The following is a 17,662-nucleotide window of genomic DNA, read 5'->3' as shown; positions in this document are numbered from 1 at the left end:
TCCGCGGGTCGCGCCTTTTATCGGCGCCATATGGCTTGCGCTAAAATGCCTTCACGTCCTAGAGTGCCGGCCTCTAAATTCATCGCTGCGGCAGCGCTCTATGGCGCTGCGGGCCTAGTTTGGCTGAGTGGTATGCGCGCTATTGTTCTTTGCTTGTTAGTGCTGATGCCGGGGTTGGCTGGGGCGTTAGTGTTCGATGAAAACACTCATAGCCTGCCGCTTGGCAAGGCCATGTCGGTTTTCGTCGATGTACGCGGTGATGCCAACATTGAAGATGTAACCTCGCCGGCCATGCAGGGCAGTTTTCATACACACGGTAAAGACGTGCTCAATGCCGGTTATTCGCGTTCTGTGTTTTGGCTGCGGGTTGATTTGGAATACCGCCCGCAACAAACCACGGGAGTGCAATCGTGGTTGCTGGAGTTAGCTTACCCGCCGCTGGATGATGTGCGTCTGTACTTGGCAGATGCGCAGGGCCGTTATCAGCTAAGCCAGCACACCGGCGATGCTTTGCCGTTCTCGTCTCGAGAGATAAAACAGCACAACTATGTGTTCGAGTTGAACCTGCCGCCCGGGCAGCCGCAAAGTATCTACCTGCGCCTGCACACGCAGGGCTCAATGCAAGCGCCGTTGACCCTCTGGGCGCCCAACGCCTACTTGGAACACCAGCCGGCGCGCATCTATGCGCTGGGTATTATTTACGGTGTGTTGTTGGTGATGCTGGTTTACAACCTGTTTATCTTCATTAGCGTGCGTGACAAAAGTTACTTCTATTACATCCTCTATATCGCCGCATTTGGCCTTTATCAGCTATCGGTTAATGGCGCGGCTATCGAATATTTATGGCCCAACAACCCGTGGTGGGCTAACGCAGCGACCCCCTTTCTAATCGGCGCTTCGGCATTGTTTGGCTGTCAGTTTGCGCGCAGCTTTCTGCATACCGGCGACCATAGCCCATGGGTTGATCGCGTCCTGTTGTTGCTCATGGCCAGTGCTGTTTTGGTGATGAGCCTGGCGCTGACGGTCAGCTATGCGTTGTCGCTGCGTCTGGCAACTTATCTGGCGCTGTTGTTTATCGTGGCGGTGTTTGTTGCGGGCCTTTTGTCCTGGCTGCGTGGCATGCGCGTGGCGCGCTATTTCATTATCGCCTGGAGCGCTTTTCTGGCTGGTGGGGTGATCAATACGCTGATGGTATTGGGCTATCTGCCAAATATATTCCTGACCATGTACGCCAGCCAGATCGGCTCAGCGCTTGAAGTAGGGCTTTTGTCTTTGGCTCTGGCCGACCGCATCAATGCGATGAAAGAGGATCGTACGCGTATTCTCCAAGAGGCCAGTGTCAAGCTCGAAGCCTTCAACCAGGAATTGGCCAATAGCAACCGTCTCAAGGATGAATTTCTCGCCACGGTCACTCACGAGCTGCGTACCCCTATGAATGGTGTGGTCGGTTCGCTGGAGCTTATGCAGATGCTTAATCTTGAAGGCGAGCTGGCGCATTACCACAACACGGCCGCCGGCTCGGCTCGCGACATGCTGCACATGGTCAATGGCATCCTGACCCTCACCGAGTTGCAGGCTGGGCGGCTGCAGCTGAGGGGCGCACCCTTTAGCCTGCGCGGCATGTTTGACGGTTTGCGCGCGCAGTACGCCGAGCGCGCCGAAGAAAAGGGCCTGCGGTTTAAACTCGAACTCGAGCACAGCCTGCCGGATATTGTTGAAGGCGACGCCAGCAAGCTGCGGCAATGCCTAGATTGCCTAGTGGATAACGCGATTAAATTTACCTCGCATGGCGAGGTGCGTGTTCAGGTCAGTCGCGCCGGTATAGCAAACAATTTGTTGGCGCTGCGCATTGATGTGATCGACAGCGGGTTGGGCTTTACCACGCCAGCTGATGGTGCGTTGTATCAGCACTTTCATCAACTGGATGGCTCGGCGACGCGTGAATACGGCGGCCTGGGTATTGGCTTGGCCATTTGCCAGCAGCTGGTCGACTTGCTTGGTGGTGATCTCAGTCATGAGTCGCGCCCTGGCCAGGGCAGCAGCTTCCATTTACAGCTGCCGCTGGCCTTGCCTGCACAGGCCGTTAAACTCGTCGCCGTCCAGCGCGCCATTGGCCCGGCACTGCGCCAGCCGCAGCAGTGCACGGTGCTGCTTGTCGAAGACAATCCAATCAACCAGCTGGTGATGCGCGGCATGCTGCTCAAGCTGGGTTATCAGGTGCGCAGTGCTGATAACGGTGCAGAAGCCCTAGGTATTCTGCGTAAAGAAATCATTGATGCGGTGCTGTTAGATTGCCAGATGCCGGTGATGGACGGCTTTGCCACCTGCCGCGCGCTGCGCAACTTACCTGATATGCAAACGCTGCCAGTGTTAGCAGTCACCGCGCACAGTCATAGCGGCGATCGCGAGCGCTGCCTGACGGCCGGCATGAGCGACTACCTGGCCAAACCAGTGAAGTTCGAGCAGCTGCGCCACTTGTTGCATGACTGGGTACTGTGCCGCGAGGTTTGCGCCGAACGTTGACGTTTGCAGCCCTCGTAGCCCGGATAAGCGCCAGCGCAATCCGGGCGACAATTACCGGCTACGCGGTGTGCTGTGTTTTGCCGGGATCTACCGATGCCCACTGCACCTGAGCAGCCCTCGCTCTTGGCCGAAATGCCGCTTTGCGCAAACTCTGAATCCTGATTCACTGCAGGGATCGTGAATCAGGATTCAGACCATGGCCTATCGCACCACTGCCCTTCGTATCGACCGCGACCAAAGTCTGCGTGAGCAGATCCTTAACGCCGCTCTGGCGCGGGTTGTCGAGGGCGGTTTCGCCGCGCTGACCATGCAAGCGTTGGCGGCGGATGTCGGTATTGCCACCGGCAGCCTGTATCGCCACTTCAGCAGCAAAGGCTGCCTTGCCGCTGAAGTGTTTGCCGTGGCCAGCCAGCGTGAGGTGGAGGCGTTGGCCGCCATCGTACGCGGCCCCGGTAACCCGGTGCAGCGCCTTGCTGAGGGGCTTGAACGCTTTGCCGCGCGCGCGTGGGACAGCCGCCAACTGGCCTTCGCTCTGATCGCCGAGCCGGTTGACCCACTGGTTGACGAGCAGCGTCTGTTGTACCGCGAAGCTTACGCCGCGTTGTTTATTGAGCTGCTACAGGAGGGCGTGGCCGACGGCCAGATGCGCGTGCAGCAGGTCAATCTGGTGGCCGCCTGCCTGGTCGGTGCGATTGCTGAAGTACTGGTCGGTCCATTATCGCCGCCTGCTCGCACCGCCCGTGAAGCCGGTTACCCCGGCCCCAGCCTGGCTGAAGTCAGCCAGGTACTCATTACCTTTTGTTTGCGCGCCGTGGGCGCCCCATTGCCCGAAGAGGAGCCTCAGTCATGACTGCCAGCCAACACGCCGAAACCCATGAAGTGTTCAACCAAGTACCGTCGCTGGATGGCGCCAATCTGTACCGCGTTGACCTGCCGCTGCAAGAATGGAACACACGCTTTGGTGGCGGCTGGGCCGAGCAGCGCCTGGATGCTTATGGCGCGCTGGCGGGTGGCGAGCTGATGGCGGCGGGCTTTCTCGCCAACGAAAACAAACCGCTGTTTAAGAGTCACGATAAGTACGGCAACCGGGTCGATCTGGTGGAGTTTCACCCGGCGTATCACCAGTTGATGAGCGCCGCCATTGAGCATGGCTTGCCGTCAATGCCCTGGACCGACCCGCGCGCCGGCGCTCATGTGGCCCGCGCAGCCTTAAGTTACCTGCACAGCCAGGCCGAGGCGGGTAGTGGTTGCCCGTTGACCATGACGTTTGCCAGCGTGCCGGCGCTCAAGCTGCAAGGGGATGTGGCCGCCCAGTGGCTGCCGAAAATCCTCTCCAGCCAATACGACCCGCGCAACCTGCCGATTGAGCAGAAAACCGGTGCGACCATCGGCATGGCTATGACCGAGAAGCAGGGCGGCACCGATGTGCGCGCCAATACCACCCGCGCTTATCCGCTTGGCCTTGGCGGCCCCGGTCAGGCTTATGAGTTGGTTGGCCATAAGTGGTTTTGTTCGGCGCCGATGTGCGATGCCTTTCTGACCTTGGCCCATACCGACAAAGGTCTAACCTGCTTTCTGCTGCCGCGTCACCGCCCCGATGGCAGCCGTAATGCGTTCTATATCCAGCGCCTGAAAAACAAACTGGGCAACTGCTCGAACGCCTCCAGCGAAGTCGAATTTCGCGGTGCGCTGGCCTGGATGGTCGGCGAGGAAGGTCGCGGCGTGCCGACCATTATTGAGATGGTCGCGCTGACGCGTTTTGACTGCATGATCGGCTCCAGTGCCCTGATACGTCAGGCCCTGACTCAGGCCGCGCATCACTGCGCGCATCGCCAAGTGGGTGGGCGAGTGCTCAGTGAACAGCCGCTGATGCAGAATGTGCTGGCCGATCTGGCTCTTGAAAGCGAAGCAGCACTCGCCCTGACCCTGCGCATGGGCAAGGCGCTGGACAACCCGCACGACGAGCAGGAAGACAAGTTCGCCCGCCTGGTCACCGCCGTGGGTAAGTATTGGATCTGCAAGCGCGCCCCGGCAATGATCAACGAAGCCGCTGAATGCATGGGCGGCGCTGGGTATGTCGAAGACAGCATCCTGCCGCGCTTGTACCGTGAAGCGCCGGTCAACTCCACCTGGGAAGGTTCAGGCAACGTGCAATGCCTGGACGTGCTGCGCGCATTATCCAAGGAGCCGGGCGTGCTCGATGCGCTGTTCACGGAGCTGGGTGATGGCCACGGTGACGCGCGGCTTAAAGCGCACATCGCCAAGCTGCATGTCGACTTTCGCGACAGCGCAGACATCCAATACCGCGCTCGCCAACTCACCGAAGACGTCGCGCTGGCGCTGCAAGCCAAGCTGCTGTTGGAAGCGGGAAACGCCAGCGTCTCTGATGCCTTTATCGCCAGCCGTTTGGGTGGGCAAGGCGGCCGCGTTTACGGCACTCTGCCGCGCGGGCTGAACATCGAAGCGTTGCTGGCGCGCAGCACGCCGCATCGGCTATAGAGCCATGGCCTGTCTGCGGGCGTGAACGGCTGCGCTATCGCCCGCGCAGCGGATCAGGGCAAGATGGGGCCTGTCCGATCAGCCAGGAAGATGCCTTGTGAGCCTTTGTTCCGATGAGTTTGTTGTCGCTAATAGCGCTGAAGAGGCAGTGGACCGTCTGGCGGCCTTGCATTTAAAGGCGACCAGCGGGTTGAGTGCGGCGCTGAAGCGTTACCTAAAAGAGCGCATCAAGCCTGATGCGGCGGAGCAGTGTCAGTTTCGCTACCCCGAATTACGCCTGATTTACCGGTGTCACGGTGAGGCGCCGGCCACTGTGCGCGCGTATGCCAAGGTGCAAGTGCCGGGCACTTACAGCGTTACCGTGACCCATCCAGCGGCGTTTCGTAAGTACTTGCTGGAGCAGCTGTGCCCGCTGATGAACGACTTCACCGTCCGTGTGGAAGTGGGGGTCAGCCAGCAAAATATTCCTTACCCCTATGTGGTTGAGCAGGGCGATGAGTTGGCCGGCTCCGGGGTGACGGCTGCCGAACTGGCGCGGGTGTTCCCCAGCACCGACCTGTCCGCCGCCACCGATGGCACCGCCGATGGCTTGTATGACTGGGAAAATACTGACCCGTTGCCGCTGGCGCTGTTTGACGCAGCGCGGGTGGATTTCTCTCTGCGCCGTTTGGTGCATTACACCGGCAGCGACTGGCGGCAAGTGCAGCCGTGGATTTTGCTGACCAACTACCACCGTTACGTCGACCAATTTATCCGTCATGGCCTGGACATGCTGGTCGGTGAGTCGCGCTTCACCCGCATGGTGCTGCCGGGCAATGTGGTGATCAGCCGGGGTATGGCTGAGGGTGAGATGCAGGCGATTATCGAGACGGTGATCTGGCATCGTTATCAGATGCCCGCCTACCACCTGCAAGCCGACGACGGCAACGGCATTACCTTGGTCAATATGGGCGTTGGGCCGTCCAATGCGAAGAACATCACCGATCACTTGGCCGTGCTGCGTCCGCATTGCTGGCTGATGATTGGCCACTGTGGCGGTCTGCGCCAATCGCAAACCATTGGTGACTATGTACTGGCCCACGCCTATATGCGCCGTGACGGTATTCTTGATCGTGTATTACCGCCACATATTCCGCTGCCCGCTCTGGCTGAGGTACAGCAGGCGCTTCAGGAAGCGGCTAAACAGGTCACGGGCGAGCAGGGCGACGAACTGAAAAAACGCCTGCGCACCGGCACTGTATTGACCTACGACGACCGTAACTGGGAGCTGCGCTGGGCCCAGGAGCGACCGTTGATCAACCTGTCCCGCGCCGTGGCGGTGGACATGGAAAGCGGCACCGTCGCCGCCCAAGGCTATCGTCTGCGGGTGCCCTACGGCACGCTGCTCTGCGTATCGGACAAACCGCTGCACAGTGAGATCAAGCTGCCCGGTGCGGCCGGTGCGTTTTATGAGAGAGCCGTGACCCAGCACCTGCATATCGGCATCGCCGCCTTGGACTTGCTGCGCAGCCAGCTCAACTCGCTGCACTCGCGCAAGCTGCGCAGCTTTGACGAGCCGCCATTCCGTTAATGGGATATGCCGCATAAAAAAGCCCGAGGCACATGCCTCGGGCTTTTCAATTACAGCGTCGTTTATTTATTGGCGTCGAGCACCACGCGGTAGCGCGCTTTACCCGAGCGCAGGTGGTCGATGGCCTCGTTCGCCTTGCTCATGGGGAAGTGTTCTACCTGCGGCACGATGTTATGCCGGGCGCAGAACTCCAGCATAGTTGCCATGCTGCTTGGCGAGCCTACGGGCGAGCCGGACAGGCTTTTTTGCTGCGGGATTAGGTTAAACACATGCACCGGGATGGCGCTGGGTACGATGCCAACAAAGTGCAGCCGGCCTTTGCCACGCAAGGTTCCGATCATGGCCGTCCAATCCAAGTCAGCACTGGCGGTGACCAAGAGGAAGTCCAGGCTGCCGGCCATCGCTTTCAATGCGCCGCTGTCGATGGATGCCACCACGTTGTGCGCGCCCAAGCGCTTGGCTTCTTCTTGCTTGTTCAGCGAGGAGGTGAAGGCAGTGACCTCGCAACCCCATGCATTGAGAAAGCCCAGCGCCAAATGACCGAGGCCGCCAATGCCGACCACACCGACCTTGTCTGTGGGTTTTACATTGAAATCTAACAGGGGGCTAAACACCGTGGAGCCGGCGCAAAACAATGGGCCAGCCAGCGCGGGGTCAAGGCCCTCTGGCAACGGCACGGCCCAAGCCCAGTGGCTGCGCAGGCGGTTGGCGAAACCGCCGTTACTGCCAACGATGGTTGGTTTAACCGTGCCGCAGAGTTGGTGCGCGCCTTCCATGCACGAACTGCAATGCATGCAGCTGCCTTTGTACCAGCCGATGCCGACCCGCTGGCCGAGCTTTAAGCCGCGCGCTTGATCGCCCAAGCGCACGACGGTACCGACCACTTCATGACCGGGGATAAAGGGGTAGCGGGTCATGCCCCATTCATTGTCGATCATCGACTGGTCGGAGTGGCAGATGCCGCAGTATTCCACCGCCACTTCAACGTCTTCGGCGCCCAGCGGGCCTGGGTCATAGCTGTATTGCTCAAGGGGCGCGCCGGGCGCTTTAGCCGCCCAGCCGGTGAACGTGTCGAGGATGGATGTGGGTGAGCTCATGCTGATTGCCTCTGTGAAGTGAACACAACCCGCCCAGCATAGCTGGGTCTGCGTGGCCGATGGGTGCGGATAAGCCAGGCTGATGGTTCGACGGTGGCCTCGGTTACACTGGCTGTCTTTACCTGTTTGGTTGGATTGTTGATGCCGCGCCCCCCGCGTTCTGTTGCTTGGTCTAATACGTCTGCTCAGCCTGCCGTGCGCCGTGTGGCCAAGGCACCACCTGCTGAGCCGCGCTTGTTGCTGCTGAACAAACCGTTTGACGTGTTGACCCAGTTCAACGACGAACAAGGCCGCGCCACGCTCAAGGATTTTGTCGATGTTGCAGGGGTTTATCCGGCTGGGCGGCTAGACCGCGACAGCGAAGGGCTGCTGCTGTTGACCAATGATGGCGGCCTGCAGGCGCGCATCGCCGATCCCAAACATAAACTGGCAAAAACCTATTGGGTGCAGGTAGAAGGCGAGCCCAGTGCGGTGCAGTTGCAGCAGTTGCGCGACGGTGTGCAACTAAATGACGGCCCAACTTTGCCGGCCGAGGCGCGGTTACTCGAGGAGCCACCGCTGTGGCCACGCAACCCACCGGTGCGCTTTCGTAAAAGCATCCCCACCGCTTGGCTGGAGCTGGTGATTCGCGAAGGCCGTAATCGTCAAGTGCGGCGCATGACGGCCGCTGTCGGGTTACCGACCTTACGCTTGGTGCGCGTGCGTGTCGGCCCGTTCAGCCTCGACGACCTGCAGCCGGGGCAATGGCGCGAAGTGCCCGCGCGCTTGGATTAAACGCCTTCTAGCCCGGCGATCACGACGCTCTTGATTATAAAGCCCAGTACGCCCAAGCCTAGGGCGAGAAACAGGATCATGGTACCGAAGCGTCCGGCTTTGGATTTTTTCGCTAAATCCCAAACGATAAAGCCCATAAACAGCACCAGACCGCCAACCAGCACGGTCATCATCAGCTCTTCAAATACTTGGGTTTCCATCGCAACCTCATTAGGCAATAAGAGGCTGTGCCGCCCTTTAGGGCAGAAAAGTTGGCGATGCGATTTTATAGGTTGAGCGCAAGGCTCTTATTAGGCGGGTCGCACAAGGCACAGCGGAACGCTGGCGAGTATACGCGGTTGCCTAACGGCACCGCGATGGACGTAAAGTCGCAGGCTGTGATCAGGCGCGCAGGTGCTGCAGGGGCAGCTGGGTGCTGGAAAGAATCTGCTGCAGCACGAAGCTGGAGCGCACGCTGGAAACCCCCTCGATGCGGGTCAGGGTGCCTAGCAAGAGCTTCTGATAGTGATCCATGTCCGGCACCACGACCTTCAGTTGGTAGTCCGCGTCCATGCCTGTGACCAGGCAGCACTCAAGCACTTGCGGGCATTTGCGGATTTCTTCCTGGAAGTGCTCGAAGCGCTCCGGCGTGTGCCGGTCCATGCCAATCAGCACGTAGGCGGTCAGGGTTAGGCCCAACTGTTTACGGTCGAGCAGGGCGACTTGGCCGAGGATATAGCCATCGTCTTGCAGTTGTTTAACCCGCCGCGAGCAGGGCGAAGGCGACAGGCCAATGCGTTCGGCCAGGTCTTGATTAGACAGGGTGGCGTCGCGCTGCAATTCAGCGAGGATATTCAGGTCGTAACGATCAAGTTTGTTCATAAAGGCTGCTCTTTGTTTTTCGATTGCGCTTAATCATGACCTTGTAGTTATTAATTGCGCAAGTAGTCGGTATTTGAGCAATCTTAGCAATCTTTCGCTGCCTTGGCGGGCGTAAGCTTTATCTCAACTTCAAGGCCCGGACGACACGTCCAGCCGCCTCGCCCAACCCGGTGAGCGGCAGCCGCCGATCTTACCGGATCGTCGCGGCACCCGGGTCCGCACCGCCCAACCAGGCGGGCGCAGAAAAGGCGTTACCCACGCCACAATGATGGACACGCAAAAAAGGGGGAGGCCTGCAGGCTTCCCCCTTTTTTGTTGTGTGTCGCTATCAGCCAACAAGACCGGCAAACAGCAGCAGCCACCAGGCGAGAATGGCCAGCTGGGCAAGCAGCCCGGCAAAGCGCAGCCAAACAAACAGTGGGCCGGTGCTGAGCAAATGCACGGCACTCTGGAACACGCGCGCGCCCAGCAACACTAACGCCAAAGGCTCGGTTATGGCGGTTTGTGCGGTGGCAATGGCGTACAGCAGCAGCGCCGCCTGCAGCGGCAGGTTTTCCAAGCAATTAGCGTGGGCGCGTACCAAGCGTTGGCCAAATGCGCTGGGTGTATTGCTGCCATCAGGGTTAAACGCATTCACGGCCATCTTGCCGCTGAGCACCAGCATGCCGCGCTGGTTGACAAGCAGAAAAACCAGCAGCAGGGTCCAGGCGACAAGGCCTAGCAAGGCTAGGGCGGTTGCAGTTAGGGTCATCGGTTCGCTCCTCAATTTTATTGTTGTGGGGTGGGGCGATGCGAGTTTAGGTCTTTTAGAGTATTTGCTCTAGTCGCTGGGTGAAGTGGCCGGCGGAGGGTTGACCACGTTGGCGGGGTCGGCATGCACCAACACTTCGGCGCGGCTGAACTCGGCGCTGATCGCCGACTCCACACGTTCGCAAAGCTCATGGGCCTGGAGCAGGCTCAGCTCATTGGATAACTCTACATGCAGTTGAACGAACCAGCGGGTGCCAGACATGCGGGTTCGCAGGTCATGTACGCCGAGTACGCCGGGTACGCTGCAGGCAAGCAAGTGCATACGCTCGCTTAGTTCCGGTGCGAGTTCTTTGTCCATCAGCACGGCTGAGGCTTCGCGTGCAATGCCCAAAGCGCTCCAGAGAATGTAGAAGGCAATGCCGATGCCAAAGAATGCGTCCATTTGTGGCCAGCCGTAACTGGCCAGCAGCAGCGCGAAGAGGATGCTGCTGTTGAGCAGCAAGTCGGAGCGGTAGTGCAGCGAGTCCGCGCGAATTGCTGTGGAGCCGGTTTCGCGGACCACATGGCGCTGGAACAGCAGCAGGGCGACGGTCAAAACCAGCGACAGCAGCGTTACCAATACGCCCAGTGTTGCAGCGCCGAGCGCTTGAGGGTTGAACAGGCGATCGACGCCATGCAGGCCGACCACGACCGCACTGATACCAATAAACAGCGCTTGGCCAAGGCCGGCAAGGGCCTCCGCCTTGCCATGCCCGTACCGATGGTCTTCGTCGGCCGGGCGCAAGGCGTAGTGCACGGCAATCAGGTTGAGCAGCGAGGCCGCACCATCCAGCAGCGAGTCGGTCAAGCCTGCCAATAGGCTGACCGAGCCGCTCAGCCACCAGGCAATGGCTTTGGCCAGCGCCAGGGTGATTGCAGTTGCCAGCGCGGCGAAGGTTGCGAGGCGCATCAGTCGAGCATGTTGCGGCAGTATGTTCACGGGTTATCCAGAATGGCTACGTTCTGTCAGGCTCGCGCACGTTGGGCGAGCCCTGCGTAATGATCGGCTGCTATGGCATGCTTTTAGGCGGCTGGGCGCAAGCCGAAGGCGGCAAGTTGCTCGACGGCGCCGTCTTGCTGGATCAGGCGCGGATCATCCAGTGGCAGGCTGTGGCCGGTTTGCACATCAATCAGGGCCTTGAGCTGGAGCATGTCGACCTTGCCGTCGGCGTCGACCAGCTTGTGCAGGTCTTGCGGATCGACCTGAGAAGTCATGCCGCCAGGCAGATAGATCGCACCGGTGGTGAAGTCGATCGCAAAGGCGATCAGTCCCGGCAGTACAAAGAACAAGATGCCGATGGCGTTAAATCCAGCTACCGCCGGATCAATCCGGCCTTCAATTTGGCCACGTCGCTCCGGGTAAAACAGCGTTCCACAAGCGGTCAGTTGGGTGAACAGCGCGGCGACCAGCAGGCTACCGATAACACGGGTTGGGGTACGCATTGAATAACTCCATAGGAAAAGTGGCGCAACTATAGCAATGCCCGTTGGGCAATGCCGCTGCATCGGGCGCTGTTGCTGCATTTCGCCGGTAATATTGGCTGCACGTGAGACAGCACGAATGCCTGCCAGGTTCGCCGTTATAATCGTGCGCCTGAAATGGAGCCCGCATGAATTCCCTGCCTATCGATGTGTTGCTGCCCGATCTGTGTGCAGCCCTGGCCTTGCGTGACGAAGCGGTATTGGAAGCGCCGCCCGGTGCAGGCAAAACCACCCGTGTGCCCTTGGCGTTGCTGAACCAGCCCTGGCTGGCCGGGCAAACCATCATCATGCTTGAACCGCGGCGCTTGGCGGCGCGGGCAGCGGCCGAGCGCTTGGCCAGCGAACTGGGCGAGGTTGTGGGGGAAACCGTCGGTTACCGCATCCGCCTAGACAGCAAGGTTGGCCCGCGAACACGTATCGAAGTGGTGACCGAAGGCATCTTGGCGCGGCGTCTGCAGGATGACCCGGCCTTGGAAGGTGTCGGCTTAGTGATTTTCGATGAATTTCACGAGCGCAATCTGGACGCTGATTTAGCCCTGGCGCTGTGCCTGAATGGCCGTGCGATGTTTCGTGCCGAAGGTTCTGGCGAGTTGCCGCTAAAGGTGCTGCTGATGTCGGCGACATTGGAAGGCGAGCGCCTGGCAGGTTTATTGGGCGATGCACCGGTGTTGCGCAGCGAGGGGCGGATGTTCCCGGTGGACATCCGCTGGGGCGCGCCCTGGCAGGCGGGTGAGTGGCTTGAGCCGAAAGTGCTGCAAACCGTGTTGCAGGCGCTGGCGGATGAGTCAGGCAGCGTGTTGGTATTTTTGCCGGGGCAGGCGGAGATACGCCGGGTGGCTGAGCAATTAGCTGAAGCCCTGAGCGCTCGCCAGGATATTTTGCTCTGCCCGCTGCATGGCGAGCTGGACCTTAGCGCTCAGCGCGCGGCCATTGAGCCGGCGCCTGCAGGGCTGCGCAAAGTGGTGCTGGCGACCAATATCGCGGAAACCAGCTTGACCATTGATGGCGTGCGCGTGGTCATTGATGCGGGGCTGGCGCGGGTGCCGCGGTTTGATCCAAACAGCGGCATGGCCCGTCTTGATACCCAACGTATTTCCCGCGCCTCCGCGACCCAGCGCGGCGGCCGGGCTGGGCGTCTGCAGCCGGGCGTGTGCTATCGGCTGTGGTCGCAGGCCCAGCATGAACAGTTGGCCGCCTACGGCACAGCAGAAATTCTCCAGGCGGACCTCGCCGGCTTAGCCCTGCAGTTGGTGCGTTGGGGCGTGCAGCCCGATGAGCTGGTCTGGCTCGACCCGCCGCCTGCTGCCGCGTATGCCCAAGCAGTGGAGTTACTGGAGCGTTTGGGCGCGGTGGATACTCAGGGCGTGCTCACCCGCCATGGTCAGGCCATGGCCGAACTGCCGACCCATCCACGTATTGCCCATTTGTTGTTACGTGGGCAGGAGCTGGGCCTGGGTCCATTGGCCTGCGATCTGGCCGCGTTACTCGGCGAACGCGACATTCTGCGCGGCGCCGGTGCTGATGTGCACAGCCGGTTGGCGTTATTGGCCGGCGAGTCGCGCACCAGCCAACAAAACGCTGCTCGTGGCGCCGTGTCGCGCGTGCGGCAATTGGCCCGGCAGTTTCAGGGCTACCTCAAGCGCAGGCCCAGCCCGCAGGCGGTCAGTGATCCGGAACATTCACGTTGGCTAGGTGCACTGTTAGCGTTTGCCTACCCGGATCGTATCGCCCAGCAGCGCCGTATCGGCGGCGCCGAGTATCGACTGGCCAATGGTCGGGCGGCGTTGTTTGCCGAAGTTGACGGCCTGATGAAACACACTTGGATAGTGGTGGCTGATCTGGGCAGCCGACAGGGCCAGCGTGAAGAGCGTATCTACCTAGCTGCAGCGCTTGAACCGCAGCTGTTCGACAGCGTGTTGGCCGAGCAGGTGAGCAATCTTGAGGTGTTGGATTGGGATGAGCGTGAGGGCGCGTTGCGTGCCGAGCGCCAGCGCAAAGTGGGTGAACTGGTGCTGTCGCGCGAGGCCTTGACCGGGCTAGACGCACAACAACGCAGCCGTGCTTTGCTCGGTCTGGTACGGCGTAAAGGCTTGGCATTGTTGCCGTGGACGCCAGAGCTGCGCCAATGGCAAGCGCGGGTGACGTTACTGCGCGCGCTTGATTTAACCGCCAAAAACACCAGCGAATGGCCGGATGTCAGCGACGCTGCCTTGCTGGAGACGCTGGAAAACTGGTTGCAGCCTTATCTCGATAAAGTCAGCCGGCTTAGCCATTTCGCTCACCTGGATTTGCCCAGCCTGCTGCAAAACCTGCTGCCTTGGCCACTGCCGCAGCGCCTAGATGAGCTGGCCCCGCGTAGCGTACAAGTGCCTTCCGGTTCACGTATCGCGCTGGATTACAGCGAACAACCGCCGGTATTGGCGGTGCGGTTGCAGGAGCTATTCGGTTTGGCGGATACGCCGCGCATCGCCAGCGGCCGGCAGGTGATCAAGCTGCACCTGTTGTCACCGGCGCGCCGGCCGGTGCAGGTGACGCAAGATTTGGCCAACTTCTGGCGCAGCACCTATGCCGAGGTGAAGAAGGATTTAAAAGGCCGCTACCCGAAACATTATTGGCCGGACGACCCGCTGGTTGCCGAGCCAACAGCGCGGGTTAAACCGCGTAAGTAGGGTGTTAGGGTAAGCGCTGAGATCGCGTGCGGGCACCCTCCCGCAAGCGTTACAACCGTTACAGCATGACGCTGCTCAGGCTGCCGCAGCTGTTGATGTAGCAATAGATCGGCGTTGTAGCAGCCTATGCGCGCAGCGGATGGGCAGCATTGCTCACGCAGCCCAACCCGCTCAAGCACTGCGCTAGACGGCGGGTATGTCTGCTGCGTTAAGCACAGACAAGCACAGCCTTATTGCGATGACCGCCATAACAGGTTGTAGTAAGACTCTTCCACACGCTGGGTCGGGGGCTGGTTATGTACCGCAAGGTGTTCGCTAACAAAGTATTTGACCGCAAAGTGGTGCTAATCACCGGCGGCTGCGCGGGCATTGGCCGCGCGCTGGCGATGCGTCTGGCCCAGGCCGGTGCGCGGCTGGTGATTTTTGATCTGGACCAGCAAGCCCTCGACAGCTTGGTGCAGCACCTGGCCGATCACCACAACGCTGAGGCCTTAGGCGTGCTCTGCGATGTGGCCGACGCGGCGGCCGTTGAGCAGGCCATGGCCCTGACGGTCGAGCGTTTTAGTGGTATCGATGTGCTGGTTAATAACGCCGGTATTACTCACCGCAGCAGTTTTGCCGACACCGAGCTTGCGGTGTTTCAACGGATTATGGCGGTTAACTATTTCGGCGCGCTGCACTGCACCAAGGCCGCGCTGCCCAGTTTAGTTGCCCGCAGCGGGCAGATTATCGTGCTGAGCTCGCTGTCAGGCTTCTCACCGCTGCTCTATCGCAGCGCCTATAACGCCAGCAAGCATGCACTGCACGGGCTGTTTGAAACCCTGCGTTATGAACTCACAGGTTCTGGGGTCAATGTGATGCTGGTATGCCCGGGGTTCACCGCCACTGACCTGCGCAAAAATGCCTTAGTCGGTGATGGTTCTGTGGCCGCACAGCCGCCGTTAGCGATGGGTAAGGTGGCGTCGGCGCAGGATGTTGCTGAAGCCATCTACCGAGGCGCATTGAAGCGTCGGCGGCTGCTGGTGCTGTCTAATGTTGATTGGCGTGCGCGGGTATTGGCGCGGTTTTTCCCGCAGTTATTTGAGCGCGTTTTACTGCCGCGGTTATCCGGCTTGAAGCCGCCGCGTACGGGGCGTTTCTGATATGCCTTGCGGGACGTATCAGGCGGGCTCACTCGGCATCCGGTTGGCTGCTGCGCAGCATAAACAGACGAAACACCACCACACTCATAAACAGCTGTAAAAAGCGGCTCATGCAGTCCACCAGCAGGCTGCCCAAGGCATTATTGGCCAAGGTTTCGTTGGCCTGGCTCCAGCTGTCCAGCAGCCACAAAGGCAGCATGATGATCAGGATGGCGCCGAGCATGGGCCAGAAGTAACCACGGCTCATCGTGAAACTCTGCTGCAGCGCTTGCATCGGGCTCAGGCCGCGCAACACCAGCAAGTATTCGGCAAATGCTAACTTGACCATCAGCCATAGCCCCAGCAGCACAAATAGCGATGCGCCGAGCAAAATGGCTGCGGTGTTGAGCCCCGCTAACAGGGCAAAGCGTGGCCACAAACGCAGGCTTGCGGCCATGAGGTCGCGGCCGTGGGGTTGCAAGCCTTGGCTGCGGGCATCAAGAAACAAAATCAACGCCGCGCTGTACAGCGGGTAGAACAGCAGGCCGGCGATCAAGCGCGACAGCGTGGCCGATTCGGCAGCCACTAGATTGCCGACCTGTTGCAGTAACAAGCCTTCGAGCACGATCAGCGGCAGACATAAGCGAGCGATCGCCACGAGGTTGTGGCTAAAGAAGTACCAGGAGTCACGCAGTACGGAGAACAAATTCATGGAGGGCGCGCGTTAACTTAAGAAGGGCGGTCGCCACTTTAGCTGATTGCGGCGGCCGATTGCGCGCGAGGCCTCCTATTGATGCGGGCGCAGCACGCGTTCAGCTTCTGGCATACTGCTCGGCGCCTATCGCCCAGCCATGAGGATTGCCGGTGAAGAAGATCGCCGTATTCGCCGATGTACAGAACCTCTATTACACCGTGCGCCAGGCTTATGGTTGCCACTTTAATTACGCCGCGCTGTGGGCGGATATCAGCCAGCACGGGCAGATTGTCGAAGCCTACGCCTATGCCATCGACCGGGGTGATCAGAAGCAGCAGCAGTTTCAGCAGATCCTGCGCAACCTCGGTTTTACCGTAAAGCTCAAACCCTTTATCCAGCGCAGCGACGGCTCGGCCAAGGGCGATTGGGATGTGGGTATCACTATCGATATCATGGACGCCGCGCCGCGCGTCGACGAAGTGGTGCTGGCGTCTGGTGATGGCGATTTCGACATGCTGCTGGAGAAAATCCGCAGCAGTCATGGCGTCGAGGCGATCGCCTATGGCGTGCCAGGGCTGACCGCGCAATCACTGGTGCGCGCCGCCAGCCGTTATGTGCCGATTGAAGGCAGCCTGTTGCTGAGAAACTGATCAATGCTTGCAGATTCCATCGCCGTACTCGACTTTGAAACCACTGGCATGTCACCGGCCCAGCAGGCCCGCGCGACGGAAATTGGCGTGGTGATCGTCGAGGATGGACAGATCGTCGCGCGTTATCAAAGCCTGATGAACAGTGGCGCCTGGGTGCCACCGTTTATCGAGCAGCTCACCGGGATCAGCAACGCCATGCTGCGTTCGGCGCCGCCTGCCGCACAGGTGATGCAGGAGGTGGCTGAATTTGTTGGGGATCGCCCGCTGCTGGCGCACAACGCCAGCTTTGATCAAAAATTCTGGGACGCGGAGTTGGCGCTGATTCGCCGTCGTCGGGTGCAGCCGTTTGCCTGCTCCTTGTTATTGTCGCGGCGGTTATTGCCCATGGCGCCTAGTCATAAGCTGGGCAACCTTAACCATTGGGCCGGCTTGCCAAGTACCGGCAAGGCGCACCGGGCGTTGGCTGATGCGGAAATGGCTGCCAACCTGACCTGCTTTATGGCGGGGCTGCTGCGCGAGCGTCATGGTATTGCCGATATTTCCCACCAATTGCTGTGCAACCTGCAACGGGTGCCCGCGGCGAAAATGTCATTGGCCTTGCAGAAAATTCGCGACCAGACATTTAGCTAGCGTGCGGCCTTAGTACCTTGTTACATCTGTTCGCCAAGCTGTGCGTGCGACTGAATTAAGCTTGCAGCACGCTTATCCCGGCGTTTTTCTCGGCAGAGGCACCACACATGTTCGGTTTGTTTAAAAGTGATCCCGCGAAGAAATTGCGCAAGCAGTACAGCGCCAAGTTGGAGGAGGCCATGCAGGCTCAGCGCAGTGGTGATATTCGCAGCTACTCCATGCTGACCGAAGAAGCTCAAGCCTTGTGGGCTCAGCTTGAGCCGCTGGAGCGCGAGAAGTCCTGATATGGCGGTTGCTGTTCTT

Annotated in this window: 17 protein-coding genes; 10 read left to right on the top strand and 7 right to left on the bottom strand. The window is 59.9% G+C overall.

Annotated features, from left to right (window positions below; genetic code table 11):
- Nucleotides 1–132 precede the first annotated feature (132 nt).
- From WF513_RS14325 to amn, 4 genes are all read left to right on the top strand, one after another.
- Nucleotides 133–2,523, top strand: a complete 2,391-nt coding sequence (locus WF513_RS14325; RefSeq protein ID WP_339080062.1) for a 7TM diverse intracellular signaling domain-containing protein — start codon at nucleotides 133–135, stop codon at nucleotides 2,521–2,523.
- A gap of 196 nt (nucleotides 2,524–2,719) precedes the next feature.
- The gene (locus tag WF513_RS14320; RefSeq protein WP_339080061.1) at nucleotides 2,720–3,373 is read left to right on the top strand and encodes a TetR/AcrR family transcriptional regulator; all 654 of its coding nucleotides are present in this window, start codon (nucleotides 2,720–2,722) and stop codon (nucleotides 3,371–3,373) included.
- Nucleotides 3,370–5,022, top strand: a complete 1,653-nt coding sequence (locus WF513_RS14315; protein ID WP_339080060.1) for an acyl-CoA dehydrogenase family protein — start codon at nucleotides 3,370–3,372, stop codon at nucleotides 5,020–5,022. The genes WF513_RS14320 and WF513_RS14315 overlap by 4 nt, the downstream gene beginning before the upstream one ends.
- A gap of 97 nt (nucleotides 5,023–5,119) precedes the next feature.
- Nucleotides 5,120–6,592, top strand: coding sequence for an AMP nucleosidase (gene amn, locus WF513_RS14310; protein ID WP_339080059.1), 1,473 nt, complete (start codon nucleotides 5,120–5,122; stop codon nucleotides 6,590–6,592).
- Nucleotides 6,593–6,654: 62 nt separating this feature from the next.
- On the opposite strand, the gene WF513_RS14305 is transcribed toward amn, so the two are convergent.
- A complete protein-coding gene (locus tag WF513_RS14305) occupies nucleotides 6,655–7,689 on the bottom strand; it encodes an NAD(P)-dependent alcohol dehydrogenase (protein ID WP_339080058.1) in 1,035 nt (344 codons plus the stop codon).
- A 204-nt stretch (nucleotides 7,690–7,893) separates the two neighbouring features.
- On the opposite strand from WF513_RS14305, the gene WF513_RS14300 reads away from it, so the two are divergent.
- Complete coding sequence (locus WF513_RS14300) at nucleotides 7,894–8,463, top strand: pseudouridine synthase (protein WP_339083600.1); 570 nt, start codon at nucleotides 7,894–7,896, stop codon at nucleotides 8,461–8,463.
- On the opposite strand, the gene WF513_RS14295 is transcribed toward WF513_RS14300, so the two are convergent.
- The 5 genes from WF513_RS14295 to WF513_RS14275 all read right to left on the bottom strand — a co-directional run bounded on the left by WF513_RS14295 (nucleotide 8,460) and on the right by WF513_RS14275 (nucleotide 11,556).
- Nucleotides 8,460–8,663, bottom strand: coding sequence for a DUF2788 domain-containing protein (locus tag WF513_RS14295; protein WP_339080057.1), 204 nt, complete (start codon nucleotides 8,661–8,663; stop codon nucleotides 8,460–8,462). The genes WF513_RS14300 and WF513_RS14295 overlap by 4 nt on opposite strands.
- Before the next feature lie 181 nt (nucleotides 8,664–8,844).
- Nucleotides 8,845–9,324: an Lrp/AsnC family transcriptional regulator gene (locus tag WF513_RS14290; RefSeq protein WP_339080056.1), complete on the bottom strand. Its 480-nt coding sequence runs from the start codon at nucleotides 9,322–9,324 to the stop codon at nucleotides 8,845–8,847.
- A 328-nt stretch (nucleotides 9,325–9,652) separates the two neighbouring features.
- Nucleotides 9,653–10,075, bottom strand: a complete 423-nt coding sequence (locus WF513_RS14285; protein ID WP_339080055.1) for an MAPEG family protein — start codon at nucleotides 10,073–10,075, stop codon at nucleotides 9,653–9,655.
- A 69-nt stretch (nucleotides 10,076–10,144) separates the two neighbouring features.
- A complete protein-coding gene (locus WF513_RS14280; RefSeq protein ID WP_339083598.1) occupies nucleotides 10,145–11,023 on the bottom strand; it encodes a cation diffusion facilitator family transporter in 879 nt (292 codons plus the stop codon).
- A 113-nt stretch (nucleotides 11,024–11,136) separates the two neighbouring features.
- On the bottom strand, nucleotides 11,137–11,556 hold the full coding sequence (locus WF513_RS14275; protein WP_339080054.1) for a polyribonucleotide nucleotidyltransferase: 420 nt from the start codon (nucleotides 11,554–11,556) through the stop codon (nucleotides 11,137–11,139).
- 167 nt (nucleotides 11,557–11,723) lie between these two features.
- Here WF513_RS14275 and hrpB point away from each other — a divergent pair, with 167 nt between their 5' ends.
- Together hrpB and WF513_RS14265 are read left to right on the top strand one after the other, a co-directional pair.
- Entirely contained in the window at nucleotides 11,724–14,264 is a 2,541-nt protein-coding gene (gene hrpB, locus WF513_RS14270; RefSeq protein ID WP_339080053.1) for an ATP-dependent helicase HrpB, read from the top strand.
- A gap of 296 nt (nucleotides 14,265–14,560) precedes the next feature.
- Nucleotides 14,561–15,406, top strand: coding sequence for an SDR family oxidoreductase (locus tag WF513_RS14265; RefSeq protein WP_339080052.1), 846 nt, complete (start codon nucleotides 14,561–14,563; stop codon nucleotides 15,404–15,406).
- 28 nt (nucleotides 15,407–15,434) lie between these two features.
- On the opposite strand, the gene WF513_RS14260 is transcribed toward WF513_RS14265, so the two are convergent.
- Entirely contained in the window at nucleotides 15,435–16,097 is a 663-nt protein-coding gene (locus tag WF513_RS14260) for a hypothetical protein (RefSeq protein WP_339080051.1), read from the bottom strand.
- Between the two features lie 152 nt (nucleotides 16,098–16,249).
- Here WF513_RS14260 and WF513_RS14255 point away from each other — a divergent pair, with 152 nt between their 5' ends.
- From WF513_RS14255 to WF513_RS14245, 3 genes are all read left to right on the top strand, one after another.
- The gene (locus tag WF513_RS14255) at nucleotides 16,250–16,729 is read left to right on the top strand and encodes an NYN domain-containing protein (RefSeq protein WP_339080050.1); all 480 of its coding nucleotides are present in this window, start codon (nucleotides 16,250–16,252) and stop codon (nucleotides 16,727–16,729) included.
- A 3-nt stretch (nucleotides 16,730–16,732) separates the two neighbouring features.
- Entirely contained in the window at nucleotides 16,733–17,359 is a 627-nt protein-coding gene (locus tag WF513_RS14250) for a 3'-5' exonuclease (protein ID WP_339080049.1), read from the top strand.
- 107 nt (nucleotides 17,360–17,466) lie between these two features.
- Nucleotides 17,467–17,643, top strand: a complete 177-nt coding sequence (locus WF513_RS14245) for a DUF6435 family protein (RefSeq protein WP_339080048.1) — start codon at nucleotides 17,467–17,469, stop codon at nucleotides 17,641–17,643.
- Nucleotides 17,644–17,662: the final 19 nt, after the last annotated feature.

The sequence above is a fragment of the Pseudomonas sp. TMP9 genome (assembly GCF_037943105.1).
Classification (GTDB): domain Bacteria; phylum Pseudomonadota; class Gammaproteobacteria; order Pseudomonadales; family Pseudomonadaceae; genus Aquipseudomonas.
This window is presented reverse-complemented; position numbering and strand designations above follow the sequence as displayed.

Bases quoted from the DNA above. Each gene is read 5' to 3' on its own strand.
- WF513_RS14325 (WP_339080062.1), top strand. From the start codon at position 133: ATGCGCGCTATTGTTCTTTGCTTGTTAGTGCTGATGCCGGGGTTGGCT.
- WF513_RS14320 (WP_339080061.1), top strand. From the start codon at position 2,720: ATGGCCTATCGCACCACTGCCCTTCGTATCGACCGCGACCAAAGTCTG.
- WF513_RS14315 (WP_339080060.1), top strand. From the start codon at position 3,370: ATGACTGCCAGCCAACACGCCGAAACCCATGAAGTGTTCAACCAAGTA.
- WF513_RS14305 (WP_339080058.1), bottom strand. From the start codon at position 7,689: ATGAGCTCACCCACATCCATCCTCGACACGTTCACCGGCTGGGCGGCT.
- WF513_RS14295 (WP_339080057.1), bottom strand. From the start codon at position 8,663: ATGGAAACCCAAGTATTTGAAGAGCTGATGATGACCGTGCTGGTTGGC.
- WF513_RS14290 (WP_339080056.1), bottom strand. From the start codon at position 9,324: ATGAACAAACTTGATCGTTACGACCTGAATATCCTCGCTGAATTGCAG.
- WF513_RS14285 (WP_339080055.1), bottom strand. From the start codon at position 10,075: ATGACCCTAACTGCAACCGCCCTAGCCTTGCTAGGCCTTGTCGCCTGG.
- WF513_RS14280 (WP_339083598.1), bottom strand. From the start codon at position 11,023: ATGCGCCTCGCAACCTTCGCCGCGCTGGCAACTGCAATCACCCTGGCG.
- WF513_RS14275 (WP_339080054.1), bottom strand. From the start codon at position 11,556: ATGCGTACCCCAACCCGTGTTATCGGTAGCCTGCTGGTCGCCGCGCTG.
- hrpB (WP_339080053.1), top strand. From the start codon at position 11,724: ATGAATTCCCTGCCTATCGATGTGTTGCTGCCCGATCTGTGTGCAGCC.
- WF513_RS14265 (WP_339080052.1), top strand. From the start codon at position 14,561: ATGTACCGCAAGGTGTTCGCTAACAAAGTATTTGACCGCAAAGTGGTG.
- WF513_RS14260 (WP_339080051.1), bottom strand. From the start codon at position 16,097: ATGAATTTGTTCTCCGTACTGCGTGACTCCTGGTACTTCTTTAGCCAC.
- WF513_RS14250 (WP_339080049.1), top strand. From the start codon at position 16,733: ATGCTTGCAGATTCCATCGCCGTACTCGACTTTGAAACCACTGGCATG.
- WF513_RS14245 (WP_339080048.1), top strand. From the start codon at position 17,467: ATGTTCGGTTTGTTTAAAAGTGATCCCGCGAAGAAATTGCGCAAGCAG.